The sequence below is a fragment of the Acidiphilium sp. MT5 genome (genome assembly GCF_054767495.1).
Genome location: NZ_BAABMR010000007.1, coordinates 98,119 through 114,445 on the forward strand (window position 1 = coordinate 98,119; position 16,327 = coordinate 114,445).

Consider the following 16,327-nt stretch of genomic DNA (forward strand, 5'->3'; position numbering starts at 1 on the left):
TCTTTATTCAATCATCGAACAGTGAAAGCTGAGCGCTGACTGGTTTGGCGGCGGGGGGACGGGCGAATTCTGTGCAATCGAGCGGCGGGGGTGTGCGCTCGAGCTGATATTGCCGGGCGGCGCGTTGAAAGCGGGCGGCGAGCAAGGCCGCATACGGGCCTTGGCCGGTGAAACGGCGGCCAAAGGCGGCCTCGTTCAACTGACCGCCGCGCACCTCGCGGATCAGGGCAAGAATGCGCCCGGCTCGATCCGGCACGATCCGGTTGAGCCAATCCGTTATCAAATCACGCACTTCCAGGGGCAGGCGGAGCAGAATCGCGTTGGCGTATAGCGCGCCGGCGCGGGATGCTTCGCGCAGGATTGCTTCCAGCTCGGCATCATTAAGGCCGGGGATCATCGGGGAAGCAAACACGCCGACCGGGATTTTTGCGGCGGCGAGGCCCGCGATGGCCTGCAGACGGCGCGCCGGGGTGGCGGCGCGTGGCTCCATGGCGCGGGCGAGACGCGGATCGAGCGTGGTGATCGAGAGATGTACGCGCGCCAGGTTACGGGCCGCCATGCGCTGCAAAATATCGATATCGCGCAACACGCCGGCGGATTTGGTGACGATGGTCACCGGATGGTTGAACCGGTCGAGCACTTCGAGCACGGCGCGGGTCAGGCGTAATTGGCGCTCGACCGGCTGATAAGGATCGGTATTGGAGCCGAGCATGATCGGCGCGGGGCTGTAGGATTTACGGGATAATTCGCGCTCCAGCAGGCTGGCGGCGTCCGGCTTGAAAATCAGCTTGGTCTCGAAATCAAGCCCTGGCGAGTAGCCGAGATAGGCGTGGCTGGGCCGCGCATAGCAATAAACGCAGCCATGTTCGCACCCGCGATACGGGTTTAAACCGCGATCAAAACCCAAATCCGGGCTTTCGTTCCAACTGAGGATGCTGCGCGAGGCATCGCGGATGAGAACGGTTGGCGCGGGCGCTGCCGGCTCGGCCAGCGTGTCCCACCCATCATCGAAGGCTTCGGCGTGGTGTGTCTCGAACCGGTTGGCGGGGTGGTGTAACACACCCCGTCCGGGCAAATCAGCGTGTTGGGCGATCACCGATTGCATGTTCATGCTCCGTTCCTGCCCGTTCAACCATAGACGGCGATTTCGGTCAAGAACAAAATACGAACTGTGTCAGATTTTTGCTGCGGCGCGTCATTGCCACCGCATTGGATCAGTGCCGACCGTAATTATCCTCCAGGCGCACAATGTCATCCTCGCCGAGATAGGCGCCGGATTGGACCTCGATCAAGGTAAGCGGGATTTTGCCGGGATTTTCCAAGCGGTGGACGCAGCCGAGCGGCAGATAGAGGCTTTCATTTTCCCGCACCAGATGGGTCTCGGCGTCACGGGTGACCAAGGCGGAGCCAGCGACGACCACCCAATGTTCAGCACGGTGGAAATGTTTTTGCAGGCTGAGGCGTGCGCCCGGATGCACCACGATACGCTTGACCTGGAACCGCTCGCCCTCGATCAGGCTTTCATAAAAGCCCCAGGGACGATAGACGCGGGTATGCGCATCGGCTTCTTGGCGCTGGGTTGCGCGCAGGCGCTCCACCACATTTTTGACGTCTTGCGACCGGCTGCGGTCGGCGACTAGCACCGCATCCGGCGTGGTGACCACGATGACATCGTCAAGGCCGAGCAAGGCGGTAACTGCCCCTTCGCTGCGGACATAGCAATTGCGCGAATCCTCGATCAGCGCATCGCCGACCGCTGCGTTTCCCTGCGCATCCTTCGCCGCGATTTCCCAAATGGCCGACCAGGAGCCGACATCCGACCAGCCCAACGTGGCGGGGACCACAGCCGCGTGAGTGGTTTTTTCCGCGATGGCATAGTCAAAGCTGATCGAGGGTGCGGCGCGGAATTCGGCGGCGCCGAGGCGAATAAAGTCCAAATCCGTGCGACTCGCCGCAAGGGCCGCACGGGCGGCTTGCAGCACGGCGGGCGCCAAATCGGCAAAACTGTCGATCAAAGTGCGGGCCGAGGCGACAAACATGCCGGAATTCCAGCAATGTTTACCATCCGCAATCAAATGCGCGGCTTTGGCTTGGTCCGGTTTTTCGATGAAACGGGCAATTCGGTAGGCTCCGGGCACGTCAGCCAATGGCGCTCCTTGCTCGATATAGCCATAGCCGGTTTCTGGCGTTGTTGCCTGCATGCCGAATGTCACGATCAGGCCGGTGCGGGCGGCCGCGGCGGCGATGGCCAAGGCGCTGGCGAGGGCTGCGCTATCGGCGATGGCGGCATCGGCCGGCATGATCCAGAGCAACGCATCCGGGTCGCTTGAGGCGGCGAGCGCCGCAGCGGCGGCGATGGCCGGCGCGGAATTGCGGCCTTCGGGTTCCAGCAAAATTTGCGCAGCGAGCGGGTAGCCGGCGCGGAGCTGTTCGGCGACGATGAAACGATGATCCTCATTGGCAACCACGATGGGCGGGGCGAAGCCAGGCCCGGTGGCGCGCGCTGCGGTTTCCTGCAGCATGGTGCGCGCCGAAATCAACGGCCAGAATTGTTTGGGATAGGATTTGCGCGAGACCGGCCAGAGCCGTGTGCCAGAACCGCCACAGAGAATGACGGGTACGATGGTCGATAATGTTTGAGTCAGCGATTTTGCCATAATTAGGTTCCTCAATCTCGGCAAACCATTGCCAGTCACGGAGCGAAACGTCTAGCGTACCCTCCGAATCGAACGGGGGAGGCCCGGATGAAATATCGATTGGACGATCTGACGAGCGCCGAGTTCAAGGCGATGCAACCCAGCAACCCGATCATCCTGTTGCCCATGGGCAGCACCGAAGATCAAGGCGCGCATGCACCGATGGGTGATTTTCGCCTGACCAGCATGATGGCACAACTCATCGCCAACGCGGCGAGCTCGGTAGGCACCTATTGTTTGGCCGCGCCCACCGTGCCGTTCGGGGCGGCGGATCATTTTGCCTCGGCCCCCGGCGCGATTGCGCTGCGCCCGGCGACTTTGGGGCTGGTGCTGGCGGAAATGATCCAGAATCTGCTGGATCACGGATTAACCCGGCTGATGGTGTTAAACGGCCATGGCGGCAATGCGCCGGTGGTGCATGAGGTAACCAGGCAAGTGCGGCGCGAGGGCGGGCCAATCATTCCCTCGTTTCCGCTCTGGCAGGTGGCCAAGCGGGTGATGGAACGCCGGATTGGCCCGGCACCGGCGCGATTTGGTCATGGCGGCGAGCCGCTGGCCTCGATCGGCTTGGCGCTGCGCAGCCCCGCGATGCGGCGCGATCTGGCCGTGCCACCGACAAATCCCGGCACGATGCTGGGCTTGCCGGTTACCGATTTTGGCACGTTGGGGTTTGAAGGCATGCCGATCAATGCGCCGGTTGATTACGACCAAGTGGCCCCGAATTCAGCGCTGGGCGATGCGACCCAGGCGGATGCGGCTTTGGGGCTTGCTGTGGTTGCCGAGGTCGTGGCGATTGGGGCACGGTTTTGCGTGCATATGGCGTCGACACAGGCCTGATCGACCCCATCGGTGGTGGTTCCAGCCTGGATTTTGGTGACGATTGGGGCTGCGATCTTTCAGGTATGGCGCACGGCGCTGCAGGCCCGGCTGCGCGGGGTGTTGCCCGTCGGCGCGGCGGGCTTTGTGCGGTATATTTACGCTCTGCCCATTGATGCGATGCTGCTCGGCGGTGTTTTGTGGATTTTGGGTCACGGCATACCGGCAATCCATGCGGAATTTCTGTTGCTGTGCTTGATCGGCGGGGTCGGGCAGATTTTTGGCACCGTTTTGCTGATCCAAGCCTTTGCTCACCGTAATTTCGTAGTCGGAACAGCCTATGCCAAGACCGAGGCTGCGCAATTGGTCGTGATTTCGGTGTTTTTCCAAGGGGCGCATATCGCACCGCTGGCGGTGGGCGGCATTTTATTGGCCGTGGCCGGGGTGTTTGCGCTGTCGCTGGCCGGGCAGGTTATGTCGCTGGGCGCGTTGGCGCGTGCCTCGGTGCAACCGGCGGCTTTGTGCGGGTTGGGTGCGGGGACCGCGTTTGCGATCACCGCCGTGGCCCAACGGGCTGCGGCGCTCACGCTGCCCAGTTCGGTGCCGATCATGCTGCAGGCGGTCTTGATGCTGACCATCACCAATAGTCTGCAAACGCTGATCCAAGGCGGCTATATGGCGTGGCGCACGCCTGCGGATTTACGTGCCGCGCTGCGGCTTTGGCGGCTTGGAGCGCCGATTGGCGTGCTCTCCGCCGGCGGCTCAGCGCTCTGGTTTGCCGGGTTTGCGTTGACCGATGTGGCTTTGGTACGTGGGTTTGGGCAGATTGAAATTCTGTTCACCCTGGCCGTTGGGCATTTTTTCCTGCGTGAGCGCACCAAGCGTGGCGAGGCGGCTGGGCTGATCATGGTATCGACGGGGGTGATTTTGATCGCTGTGGGGGGCGCTACGGGATGAGGCTTAGATCAATATTGGTTTAGGTTGAATCGACAGATTCAACCTAAACCAATGAAATTGATCGGCAAACCAGGATTAGAGCGTGATTGATGATAACCAATCGCGCTCTAATCCTGGTTCAGCGCCATTCTGACCAAGGCGAGCAATTTTTCGAAGCTGGCTTCGAGACTTTTGCCACTGGTGTCGAAAATCAGATCGGCCTTTGCGTAAAAGGCGGCGCGCCCGGCCAGGATCATGCGCAAATCCTCCATCGCGGCATCGCTGCCCTCCAATGGCCGCAAATCACCCTGGTCGATCACGCGTTTCATGTGGTCTTCGGGGGCGGCGCGCAGCCAAATGGTGAAGCAATTACCCAGCAACAGACTGAAATTGGTCGGGTTGGACACCAGCCCGCCGGACGTTTCGATCACCACGCGGGTGGGGTCTGCCAGCACGGCTTCGAGCGCCTGGCGTTCATAGCGGCGGTAAGCCGTCGGGCCATATAAATCCTGGATTTCGGCGAGCGAACCACCGGCGATGCGGGTGATTTCGCGCCCCAGCTCAACAAAAGGGCGGCCCAATGCCTGCGCGAGCAACCGACCCAGGCTGGATTTACCCGCGCCCCGCAGGCCGATCAGGGCAATCCGATCGAGCCTCGTGGTGGTTGATGAGGTCGAATCGAACAAGGCTTCGAGGGCGCGCTGGGCACGCTGCAAATCCTCAGCGCCACGACCACGCAACGATTCGCGGATCATCAGCCATTCAGGCGTAGCGGTGGTTTCATCGCCAAGCAATTCGGCAATGGGGCAGTCGAGCGCCTGGGCGACAAGTTGGAGAACGAGCACCGACACATTGCCGATGCCGCTTTCCAAATTGGCCAGATGCCGCTCGGACACTTTGGCGGTGAGAGCCAGCACGCGGCGCGGCATGGCCTTGCGGGCGCGCAACAACCGCACCCGTTCGCCCAGAGCAACCAAGAGAGGCTCGCGGGGGGCAGCCGGTTTCGGAGGACGCATTTCCATCAACAACACCATAGCATCCGCGCCGGATGACGCAAAACGCAGCCTTGGTCAGAGCTCGGCAACGGCGGCAACGCCGGCGACCAGCCGGACGGCCTGGGCGAGGCGCGGCGAGACTTTAAAGCCTCCCGGCAGCGCAATATCGAGATGAGTGCCGTGGCCAATACGCGGTGCGATCAGCACCCTGCCCTTGCCGCGCCCTTCGCGGTCGAGCAAAGCGCGCAACGGGGCGAGGGCGTCGGGCCGGTCAATTTCAATGCGCAGACCCCCACCGGCCTCGGCAGCCGCGCGATCCAGCAAATCGACGTCTAGGGCGGTAACGCGGAGGGTTTCACCGTCCAACCGCAATTCAGTATTGATAAGCAACGCTGTGCCCTCAGTTAGGTTATCGCGCGTGCGGGCGAGAATTTCGGAGAATAATGTGACCTCGAAACTGCCCGCCTGATCGGACAACAAAACCCAAGCCATGCGGCTGCCGGTGCGCGTGGTGCGCTCTTTGCGGCTGATCACCACGCCCGCGAGCTTGGCGCGGGTGATGCCTGCGCGGGCCGTGGGTTCAATGCGGTTGGAGGCGATGACCCCGAGACGTTTCAAGGCGGCGTGATATGTATCGAGCGGGTGAGCGGTGAGGTGATAGCCGATCGCTTCGGCTTCGAAGCCGAGCCGTTCGAGCGGCGGCCAATCCTGAATGTCGGGCAGTTGCAACGGCTCGGGCGCACTTTCAGTGGCGAACATGCTGATTTGGCCGGAGCTGCGCGACAAGGCCTCGGCCTGAGCGCGACGCAAAATGGTTTCGGCGGCGGCAGCGACCTGTGCCCGGTTTGAATTGAGCGTGTCAAAAGCGCCTGCTTTGGCGAGCTGCTCGATCTGCGCTTTGTTCAACGCCTTGGGATCGACGCGGGCGGCGAAGTCAGCCAGATCGCGGAATTTTGTGCGACCGCGCGCCGCCACAACTTCGCGCATGGCACCTTCGCCCACACGTTTGATCGCAGCGAGGGCGTAACGAATTGCCAACTGCCCATCAGGCATTGTCTCCACGGTGAAATCAGCGTCCGACGCATTAATGTCAGGGGCAAGCACCGTGATGCCGAGGCGTTGCGCATCTTGCTTCAAAGCCGCGAGTTTTTCGTGATTGGTGTGCGAGAGCGACATGCAGGCGGCGATGAAGGCGGCGGGATGATTGGCGCGCAGCCACGCGGTTTGATAAGAAACCAGGGCATAGGCGGCGGCGTGAGATTTATTGAAGCCATAATCAGCGAATTTGGCCATCAGATCGAACACTTCGATGGCTTTGGCTTCGCTCACACCTTTCGTTGCGGCACCATCCACAAAGATTTTTCGTTGGGCTTCCATTTCGGCGCGAATTTTCTTACCCATCGCACGGCGCAGCAAATCGGCGGCGCCAAGGCTATAGCCGGCCATGAGCTGCGCGATTTGCATCACCTGCTCCTGATAGACCATGATGCCATAGGTTTCGGCAAGAATGGGCTGCAACATCGGGTCCGGCGGTTCCCACGCCTCGCCATGTTTGCGGGCGCAATAAGCCGGGATATTCGCCATCGGGCCGGGACGGCCTAACGCCTGCGCGGCGACGAGGTCTTCAAAGCGATCCGGACGCATTTGCTTCAAGACATCGCGGAAAGCCTGGGTTTCGAAGGTGAACACGCCCCCTGCTTCGCCGCGCGCAAGCATATCATATGTTTTTTTGTCATCCAGCGGGATGCTGGCAAGATTAAGTTCGGTGCCAAGCCCGCGCAGGAATTTCACCGCCCGATCCAGAATGGTCAATGTGGTCAAGCCAAGGAAATCGAACTTAACCAGCCCGGCACTTTCGACATATTTCATCGAATATTGGGTGATCAACAAATCCGAGCGCGGGTCTTTATAGAGCGGCACCAACTCGGCTAACGGCCGATCACCAATCACGACGCCCGCAGCATGGGTGCTGGCGTGGCGATAGAGCCCTTCGACCTGCAGAGCGATTTCCAGCAAGCGACGCACGGCTTCATCGGAATCGCGCATCTCGCGCAGGCGCGGCTCAGCCTCAATCGCTTCGGCAAGCGGGATCGGCTTCGCCGGATTGTTTGGGGTAGCCTCAGCGACTTTATTGACCTGTCCATAGGGCATACCGAGCACGCGCCCAACATCGCGCACGGCGGCACGGGCTTGAAGTTTACCGAACGTGATGATTTGCGCCACGCGGTCTGCGCCATATTCGCGTTTGACGTAATCGATGACTTCGTCGCGCCGTTCCTGGCAAAAATCGATATCGAAATCAGGCATCGATACGCGCTCTGGATTCAAAAAGCGCTCGAACAGCAAGTTAAACGGGATCGGGTCGATATCCGTAATCAACAGCGCGTAGGCGGCGAGCGAGCCGGCACCCGAACCACGACCAGGGCCAACCGGAATGCCTTGCTGCTTGGCCCATTGAATGAAATCCGCGACGATCAGGAAATAGCCGGGAAAGCCCATTTGCTCGATAATAGTGAGCTCGAACTCCAGCCGTTCGCTGTAGCGGGCGGCGGTTGGCGCATCGGCATTCATCGCGGCGAGGCGGCGGGCTAAACCTTGACGCGCCATGGTGCGCAGGGTTTCAGCCTCGGTGCTGCCGGGGTGGATTTTTGGACAAATAGGCAGAAGCGGTTTGCGGGTTGGGGCAGCGATTGCGCAACGCTGCGCAATATACAGCGTGTTATCGCAGGCATCCGGTAAATCGGCGAACAGGGTGCGCATGGTGCGCGCGGGTTTGAACCAATGCTCGGGGGTAACGCGGCGGCGCTCGGCTTCGGCGAGCAGGCGGCCCTCGGCGATGCACAGCAGCGCATCATGTGCCTCATGCATTTCCGGTTTGGCAAAGAAACATTCATTGGTGGCCACTAACGGCACCCCCGCAGCTTCAGCGAGGGCGATCAAACCTGGTTCCACCGCGCGCTCTGCGGGGAGAAAATGCCGCTCCAGCTCAACGGCCAAACGATCGCCAAAAATGTCGAGCAGCGTGCTGAGCAAGCGGTTTGCTTCGCTTTGTTGCGCTTCGCCCAGCAGCCGGCCAATCGGACCAAAGCGGCCACCGGTGAGCAGGATCAGACCTGCATGATGACGCGCCAGGGTCTCGATGCTGATTTGCGGTTTGCCGCTCAGGCCGGGTTCGAGAAATCCGGCGGAGGAAAGTTTCGAGAGATTATCGAAACCTTCCGCATTTTGAGCGAGGGCGATGATCGGATCAGGCGGCAGGGCTGGATTATCGGTGCGGGCAAGGCCAAGCTGGCAACCAAGGATCGGCTGTACACCCGCATTCATACAGGCTTGGGAAAATTCGATGGCGCCAAATAAATTGCCGCTATCCGCGATCGCCACCGCCGGCATGGCATCAGCACGGGCGAGCGAGGCGATTTTATCGGGCTTGATCGCGCCTTCCGATAGCGAATAGGCAGAATGCACACGCAAATGAACGAAGGAATCGGTGGTCATAGCGCAGCCTATCAGCCCAGCGGGGCCTGCAGCAAGCGCCGCCTGATTAGATTGGTGGGCGACGCTGCTCCCAAGGCGCGGCTTGCTCGAGCTGTGCGGCGAGACGGAATAAAATGTCTTCTCCGCCGAATTTGGCGGTGAACATCACCCCGACCGGCAGGCCCTCGGCACTGTGATGGAGCGGCACCGACATTGAGGGCACAAAGCACAAATTGGCGAGTTGGGTGAAGGGCGTGCGCTCGAGATTGCGAAATGCCAAATCATCAATGATGCCAGATTTCAGCATCAGTTTTCCAGCCCGCAAAGTAATCGCGATCTTGGCCAAGCGTTCTTGCGCGGGTGGCGTTGCAAGCTCACCGATTTTCGACGGCGCCATCGCGACGGTTGGCGTGAGGAATAGATCATAACGTTGGTGGAACGCCCCGAGCGCGCGGGCATAATTGTTCCAACCATGCACCGAGGTGACGAAATCACCGGCAGAGAGCGCCCGGCCAAGCAGGGCAAGGGCGCGAGTGTCGGTTTCAAAATCAGTCGCCGGGGCGCCCGTTTGCGCCATGACCTGCGCCATCAGGGCAGCGACATGAGCGAAATACATCGTCATGTAGCTCTGCGCGAGCGCTTTGCCGTCAATCGCCGGTTCGGCTTCTTCAACGTAATGGCCGAGCGATTCCAACAATTTGGCAGCTTCGCGCACGGCGGTGATATTTTCGGCATCAACCCGGCCACCAATGGGCGAGCGCGTCGAGAACCCGATGCGCAAGCGGCCCGGATCGACGCCCACCTCTTCGCTGTACGGGCGCAGCGGCGGCGCAATATTGAATGGCTCACCAGGGGCTGGGCCCGCCAAGCAATCGAGCATGGCGGCGGAATCGCGCACGGAGCGGGTGAGGGTATGGCTGCACACCGCCCCTTCCCATAGCTCGCCGGCGGCTGGGCCTTCGGGAATGCGGCCACGAGAGGGCTTCAGGCCGAACAGGCCACAAAACGCGGCAGGGATGCGAATTGAACCGCCGCCATCGGAAGCCCCGGCCATCGGCACATAGCGCGCCGCCACCGCTGCGCCGGAGCCGCCGGAGGAACCGCCGGGCGTGCGTTCGGTGTTCCACGGATTGCGCGAGGCGCCGTGCAGCGCCGTCTCGGTAATCGCTTTAAGGCCCAGCTCGGGTGTTGTGGTGGTCGCGACAATCACGAGGCCAGCGGCTAAGCAGCGATCGACATAGGTGGCATTGGTGGTGGGGACGTTGTTGCGCGTAGCGCGTGAGCCCATGGTCATCCGGATGCCTGCGTAATCCTGCGCCAGATCCTTCAGCAAAAACGGCACGCCCGCGAATTTTCCAGCCTGCGGGCTGGCAAGTTGGCTGCGCGCCCGATCGCGGGTATCGACCGCAATGGCGTTCAGCTTTGGCTCCAGCGCATCAATGCGGGCCAGTGTGGCGTCAAGCACTTCGGCTTCACTGATTTTGCGCTCGGCAATCAGCTGCGCAATCGCTGTGGCATCATAGGATGTTAGATCGATTGTTGCCATCTTGTCCCCCGGTTGCCGCTTGAACTATAGAGCGAATTTGAGCTTTGCCGCCAATTCTCCAATAATGCCGCGCCGAAACAACAATACGCACGCGATGAAGATAACGCCTTGGATGACGGTAACCCAATCGCTGAAGCTGGCTAGATAATATTGCATCGCGATGATGATCGCAGCGCCAATCAACGGTCCATAAATCGTGCCAATACCGCCGACCAGCACCATCAACACCACAATGCCCGACGTTGCGTTGCCAACATCAGTCAAGGTGACGATATGCGTGACCAATGCGTTCAGAGCGCCCGCCAACCCGGCGAGGCCAGCCGCAATGGTGAACACGATCCATTTATACTGCGCCGGTTTATAGCCGAGCGAAATCGCGCGATTTTCATTTTCCCGAATCGCCTTCACCACCTGACCGAAGGGTGAATGCACCACCCGATGCACAAACAGAAAGGCGATCAAAAACACCACCAGCGCGAAGACGTATAAATGCAAATCGCTATGGAGCGAAATAATTCCCGCCACCCGACCGCGCGGGATATTTTGCATGCCGTTCTCGCCACCGGTGAAGCCGGTATCTTGCACGGCGAAGAAATTGACGAACTGCGCGAGGGCGAGCGTGATCATGGCAAAATAAATAGTTTGCCGGCGGATCGCGAGCCAACCAAACACCGCGCCAATCGCAGCACCGGTGAGGGCGCCCAGCGCCACGCCCGCCTCGGGCGTCAGATGCAGGGTTTGCACCGCATACCCACCAACATAAGCCCCCATACCGAAATAGGCCGCCTGGCCGAGCGACAGCAGGCCGGTATATCCCATCAACAAATTAGCGCCCATCGCGAAAATGGCGAAGCACATAACCTGCATCAGAAAGACCGGATAGGCAACGAAGGGTGCAATGACCAATGTCGCAAGCATCAGTATAAACGCTACTGATTGTGCGCCAGTGAAACCCCAAATCACGTCGCGCGATGGCGCCTTGGGCAGAGCGGTCTCTGACATTATGCCGCCTTTCCGAATAGCCCGGCTGGGCGGGTGAGCAAAACAATCGCCATCACCGCGAACACCACAACCGAGGAGGCTGGCGGATAAAACACTTCGGTAAAGCCTTGAATAATGCCAAGCCCGAAGCCAGTGAGGATGGCCCCGCCAATCGAGCCCATGCCGCCAATGACGACGACTGCAAACACCGTATCGATCAAGGCGCTGCCCATATTCGGATTAACCGAGTATAGCGGCGCCGCGAGCACGCCGGCGAGCCCAGCAAGGCCAACGCCACCGGCAAATGTCAGCGCGATCAAGCGCGGCACATTAACGCCGAAGGCTTGAACCAAGGATGGATTTTCAGTGGCGGCACGCAATAACGCGCCAAGCCTGGTTTTTTCAATCGTGAACCAAACGGCGGTGCAAATGACAATCGCAGCACCAATGACAAATCCGCGATAGACGGGGAGAAACATGAAGCCCAGATCGACAACACCGGACAACAGATCCGGCGCGTTATACGCCACGCCGGAGCTGCCGAATCCGTTGGTGAATAATCCCTCGAGAACTAACGCGAGGCCGAATGTTAGAAGCAGACCATAAAGAATATCGAGCTTATAGGTGAAGCGGATCAAGCCACGCTCGATACCCAAGCCAAGAGCAGCGACAATGACCGGCGCGATGACAAGCGCCGGCCAGAAGCCAATTCCCACATAGTGATACAAGCCCCAGGTGACGAAAGCGCCCACCATGAATAACGCCCCATGCGCGAAATTAATCACCCGCAAGAGGCCGAAAATGATCGCCAAGCCCAACGAGAGCATGGCATAGAACGAGCCATTAATAATGCCGAGCAATAATTGCCCGAACAAAAGCGGCGCTGGCTTGCCGAAAATCATCATCATGGTGGGGCGCTACCGATCAGGTCTTGATGAGCTTGCAGGCCGTTTCCTCGGACATCGGCATATAAGCCTTATTGGCCGGGGTGGAGGCGAGCAGCGTGTAGTAATCCCAGGGGATTTTGCTCTCACCAGGCTTTTTCACCTTGAACAAATAGGCCGTGCACATAAACCGGCCATCCTCGCGGATATAGGCTTTGCCGAACGCGTCATCATCGGTTGGCATTTTCTTCATCGCCGCGACCAGCTCTGCCCCGTTCTTGACCGCTGCCATATTATTCATGGCGTGGACAGTTTTCAGGAAGTGCAGCGTGCCCGAATAGCATCCGGCTTGGTCCATGCAGGGATAATTGGTTGGGGTGCGCGGCAGCACGCGCTTGGTGAAGGCGCGCGTGCGATCATTCAGGTTCCAATAGAAGCTCTCGGTAAGGATCAAATCCTGCGCGATATCCAAGCCCATGCCGTGAACATCGTTGATGAACACGAGCAGACCCGCGATTTTCATTTTTTTGGTCAGGCCGAATTGATGCGCCTGTTTGATCGAATTCACAGTATCGGCGCCGGCATTGGCGAGGCCGAGCACTTGCGCACCCGAAGATTCTGCCTGGATCAAGAAAGAGGAGAAATCGGTCGTCTGCGGGAACGGATAATTGACGTTGCCGACCACGGTGCCGCCATGGCTTTTGACCACTGCTGCTGTTTGATCATGCAGCAAATGCCCAAAGGCGTAATTAGCGGTAACGAAGAACCAGCTTTTGCCACCGGCCTTGACCATGGCACCGCCGGTCGATTGGGCGAGCATGTAGGTGTCATACGTCCAGTGGATGCTCTGCGCGTTGCAGAATTTGTCAGTGAGGGAGGAACCCGCCGCGCCGGAATCGATGAAGGCGCGGTTTTTATCATGCGCCACGCCATTGATCGCGATTGCGACGGCAGTGTTGGGCACATCGATGACCAAATCAACACCTTGGTCATAAAATTGCCGGGCCAGGGCGGTGCCGACATCAGGCTTGTTTTGGTGATCGCCCTTCAACACGGTGACATTATAGCCCTTTTGCGTCGCGCCGAAATCGGCAACGGCTTGTTCAACGCAGGCAACCGAGGTCGGGCCGCCATCGTCACGATAGGGACCGGAAAAATCGCTGATCACCGCGATCTTGATGGATTTACCACCAGCGGCACGCGCCCGGCCCATCGGCAGGCTGGCCATGGCCGCGCCGGTTGCGGCACTACCGATCAGAGTTCGTCTTGATATCGTCATTGTCAGTTTCTCCCGTTGAGCTGATGAAACATTGATTAGATCCCGAGTCGCTGATGCAGTATCTCTTGCTTCTCAGGAAGTTGGTCGCGGGTAATCATATCCACCACCTGACCATGCTCGATCAGATAATGCCGGTCCGCGAGTTGCGAGGCGAAGCGGAAATTCTGCTCGACCAGCAGAATGGTAAAGCCGCGACGCTTGATTTCGCCGATCATGGCGGCGATTTGTTGAACGATCACCGGCGCCAAGCCCTCGGTGGGTTCATCAAATAACAAAAGCCGAGCGCCGGTACGCAAAATCCGGGCGATGGCAAGCATTTGTTGCTCACCGCCGGATAATTTGGTGCCAGCACTTTTGCCGCGTTCCCGTAAATTGGGAAACAGCGCGTAAATATCATCAAGAGCCATACCGCCCGGCCCAATCACCGGCGGCAGCAGCAGATTTTCCTCAACCGTAAGACCAGAAAAAATCCCGCGATCTTCAGGGCAAAACCCAATACCGGCGCGACCGATCTGATCGGGCCGCGCGGCGATCAGATCGACGCCTTGAAAGCGAATATGGCCAGAGCGGCGGGGCACTAATCCCATGATCGATTTAAGGGTGGTCGATTTTCCCGCCCCGTTACGGCCGAGCAAGGTGACGCATTCGCCCTCATGGATCTCGAGACCGATGCCGTGCAACACATGGCTTTCATCATACCACGCATTCAAATCGGCGATGCTCAGCATGGGCGTATCAGACATAATCGACCCCGGAATGGTCCGAGCCGAGATAAGCCTCGATGACGGCGGGATCACGCGAAACCGTCGCGTAATCGCCCGCGGCCAGCACCCGGCCACGCGCCAGCACCGTGATCCGGTCAGACAGGCCGGACACGACCGAGAGATTATGTTCAACCATTAAAATCGTGCGTCCCTGGCGAATTTTCCGGATCAACGCGACGATGCGCTCGACATCAGCCTCCGTCATGCCGGCGGTAGGTTCATCGAGCAGCATCAGGCGTGGATCGAGCGCTAGAGTGGTGGCAATTTCCAGCGCCCGCTTGCGCCCGTAGGACAACAACGCGGCCTGGGTATCGACATGATCATCAAGCCCGACATCCGCTAGCAGCGCCTGAGCTTGCTCGTTATATCGGCTGAGGATTTTTTCACCGCGCCAGAAATCGAAATTACCACCACGGGCGCGCGCCAGCGCAATCCGCACATTCTCCAAAGCGGTCATATGGCCGAACACCGCTGAAATCTGAAAGCTGCGCACCATGCCACGCCGGGCGATGTCCGCCGGCGCCAGCCTGGTAATGTCATGGCCCTCAAAGCGGATTGTGCCCGCCGTCGGCTGCAAGAATTTGGTCAACAAATTGAAACAGGTCGTTTTGCCGGCACCGTTTGGACCGATTAAGGCATGAATGCTGCCCTGTTCAATATCGAAATCAACCCCCTGCACCGCCATGAACCCTCGAAATCCTTTTGACAGGCCACGGGCCTCAAGAATCGAAGATGTCATCGATGATGATGCTTGGTTATTGAAATTGGCAATATCAGAAACACAGAACGTCCCCGGCGATTTGTTGAACTTATGCATAATGTTGCACAATCCCGCTCGCCGCGCAATATGTACGCGGCGCGGGGGATTGCTGTTGGTTCAAACTTTCAAAATCAGCTTGCCGAAATTTTCGCCGGTAAACAGCTTCTGCAGTGTTTCAGGAAAAGTTTCGATGCCATCGACAATGTCTTCGCGGCTTTTCAACGTGCCCTGTTTCAGCCAGCCCGCGATGTCGCGCACCCCCAGCTCGTAGCGATCAGCATAATCGAACACGATCATGCCTTGCATGCGGGCCCGATTAACCAGTAGAGAGAGATAATTCGCCGGGCCTTTAATCGGCGTAGTGTTGTTATATTGCGAAATCGCCCCACAAATCACGATGCGCGCACGCAAGCGAATTTGCGCTAGACAATCATCGAGTATTTGCCCGCCGACATTATCGAAATAAATATCGATGCCCTTAGGACAATATTCGCGCAGCTTGGCTGAAACCGATTCGGATTTATAGTCGATTGCCGCATCAAAGCCGAGCTCATCAACAATATAACGGCATTTATCGGCACCGCCGGCAATGCCGACAACATGGCAGCCTTTGATTTTGGCAATTTGGCCCACCAAGGCACCAACCGCCCCCGCCGCACCGGACACCACCACCGTCTCACCTGCCTGCGGCTCGCCCACCTCCAGCAAGCCGAAATAGGCAGTCATCCCCGTCATCCCCAGCGCGGAGAGAAACAAGGGCTTGGGGGCCAAGCTCGGATCGATTTTCATGCAATCCTTTGCCCCAATGGTCGCGATGCTCTGCACGCCCAATGCGCCGGTTACCACATCGCCAGGAGCAAAGCCCGCATCTTTGCTTTCAATGACGGTGCCCACAGCGCCCGCCCGCATCACCTCGCCCAACTTGACCGGCGGGATGTAGGATTTGCCCTCGTTCATCCAGCCACGCATCGCGGGATCAAGCGAGATATAATCGACGCCCACCATGATTTCGCCGGACGCCGGCGAGCGTGCGGCTTCGGTGCGAAATTCGAAATCCTCGCGTTTGACATGCCCGACCGGGCGGCGGATGAGCCGGAATTGTCGGCTATCAAGATTGGTCATGACGGTTCCCCCTAATAAGCCGCCACCGTATGCCGCGTTGCCAAGCACCGCAAGCAGGCGGCACCGAACGGGAG

The 16,327-nt window shown here is 59.3% G+C and carries 13 protein-coding genes; 2 read left to right on the forward strand and 11 right to left on the reverse strand.

Annotated features, from left to right (window positions below; all coding sequences use genetic code 11):
• Positions 1 to 7: 7 nt before the first annotated feature.
• A complete protein-coding gene (locus tag ACYUCQ_RS09250; protein WP_460254325.1) occupies positions 8 to 1,105 on the reverse strand; it encodes a PA0069 family radical SAM protein in 1,098 nt (365 codons plus the stop codon).
• 109 nt (positions 1,106 to 1,214) lie between these two features.
• Positions 1,215 to 2,657 (reverse strand): mannose-1-phosphate guanylyltransferase/mannose-6-phosphate isomerase, encoded by a 1,443-nt coding sequence (locus ACYUCQ_RS09255; RefSeq protein ID WP_460254242.1) that lies wholly within the window; start codon positions 2,655 to 2,657, stop codon positions 1,215 to 1,217.
• 87 nt (positions 2,658 to 2,744) lie between these two features.
• Here ACYUCQ_RS09255 and ACYUCQ_RS09260 point away from each other — a divergent pair, with 87 nt between their 5' ends.
• Both ACYUCQ_RS09260 and ACYUCQ_RS09265 read left to right on the forward strand, forming a co-directional pair.
• Positions 2,745 to 3,533 (forward strand): creatininase family protein, encoded by a 789-nt coding sequence (locus tag ACYUCQ_RS09260; protein WP_460254243.1) that lies wholly within the window; start codon positions 2,745 to 2,747, stop codon positions 3,531 to 3,533.
• 12 nt (positions 3,534 to 3,545) lie between these two features.
• Positions 3,546 to 4,469 carry an EamA family transporter gene (locus ACYUCQ_RS09265; protein WP_460254244.1) on the forward strand — a complete coding sequence of 308 codons (924 nt, stop codon included), beginning with the start codon at positions 3,546 to 3,548 and terminating at the stop codon, positions 4,467 to 4,469.
• A gap of 107 nt (positions 4,470 to 4,576) precedes the next feature.
• On the opposite strand, the gene ACYUCQ_RS09270 is transcribed toward ACYUCQ_RS09265, so the two are convergent.
• The 9 genes from ACYUCQ_RS09270 to ACYUCQ_RS09310 all read right to left on the reverse strand — a co-directional run bounded on the left by ACYUCQ_RS09270 (position 4,577) and on the right by ACYUCQ_RS09310 (position 16,253).
• Entirely contained in the window at positions 4,577 to 5,470 is an 894-nt protein-coding gene (locus ACYUCQ_RS09270; RefSeq protein ID WP_460254245.1) for a helix-turn-helix transcriptional regulator, read from the reverse strand.
• Positions 5,471 to 5,518: 48 nt separating this feature from the next.
• A complete protein-coding gene (dnaE, locus tag ACYUCQ_RS09275; protein WP_460254246.1) occupies positions 5,519 to 8,938 on the reverse strand; it encodes a DNA polymerase III subunit alpha in 3,420 nt (1,139 codons plus the stop codon).
• A gap of 46 nt (positions 8,939 to 8,984) precedes the next feature.
• Entirely contained in the window at positions 8,985 to 10,463 is a 1,479-nt protein-coding gene (locus tag ACYUCQ_RS09280) for an amidase (RefSeq protein ID WP_460254247.1), read from the reverse strand.
• Between the two features lie 24 nt (positions 10,464 to 10,487).
• Positions 10,488 to 11,465 carry a branched-chain amino acid ABC transporter permease gene (locus ACYUCQ_RS09285; protein ID WP_460254248.1) on the reverse strand — a complete coding sequence of 326 codons (978 nt, stop codon included), beginning with the start codon at positions 11,463 to 11,465 and terminating at the stop codon, positions 10,488 to 10,490.
• Positions 11,465 to 12,352 (reverse strand): branched-chain amino acid ABC transporter permease, encoded by an 888-nt coding sequence (locus ACYUCQ_RS09290; protein ID WP_460254249.1) that lies wholly within the window; start codon positions 12,350 to 12,352, stop codon positions 11,465 to 11,467. The genes ACYUCQ_RS09285 and ACYUCQ_RS09290 overlap by 1 nt, the downstream gene beginning before the upstream one ends.
• A 16-nt stretch (positions 12,353 to 12,368) precedes the next feature.
• Complete coding sequence (locus ACYUCQ_RS09295; protein WP_460254250.1) at positions 12,369 to 13,607, reverse strand: ABC transporter substrate-binding protein; 1,239 nt, start codon at positions 13,605 to 13,607, stop codon at positions 12,369 to 12,371.
• Between the two features lie 35 nt (positions 13,608 to 13,642).
• On the reverse strand, positions 13,643 to 14,335 hold the full coding sequence (locus tag ACYUCQ_RS09300) for an ABC transporter ATP-binding protein (RefSeq protein ID WP_460254326.1): 693 nt from the start codon (positions 14,333 to 14,335) through the stop codon (positions 13,643 to 13,645).
• A 7-nt stretch (positions 14,336 to 14,342) separates the two neighbouring features.
• On the reverse strand, positions 14,343 to 15,110 hold the full coding sequence (locus ACYUCQ_RS09305) for an ABC transporter ATP-binding protein (RefSeq protein WP_460254251.1): 768 nt from the start codon (positions 15,108 to 15,110) through the stop codon (positions 14,343 to 14,345).
• A gap of 138 nt (positions 15,111 to 15,248) precedes the next feature.
• Entirely contained in the window at positions 15,249 to 16,253 is a 1,005-nt protein-coding gene (locus tag ACYUCQ_RS09310; RefSeq protein WP_460254252.1) for an NADP-dependent oxidoreductase, read from the reverse strand.
• Positions 16,254 to 16,327 lie beyond the last annotated feature (74 nt).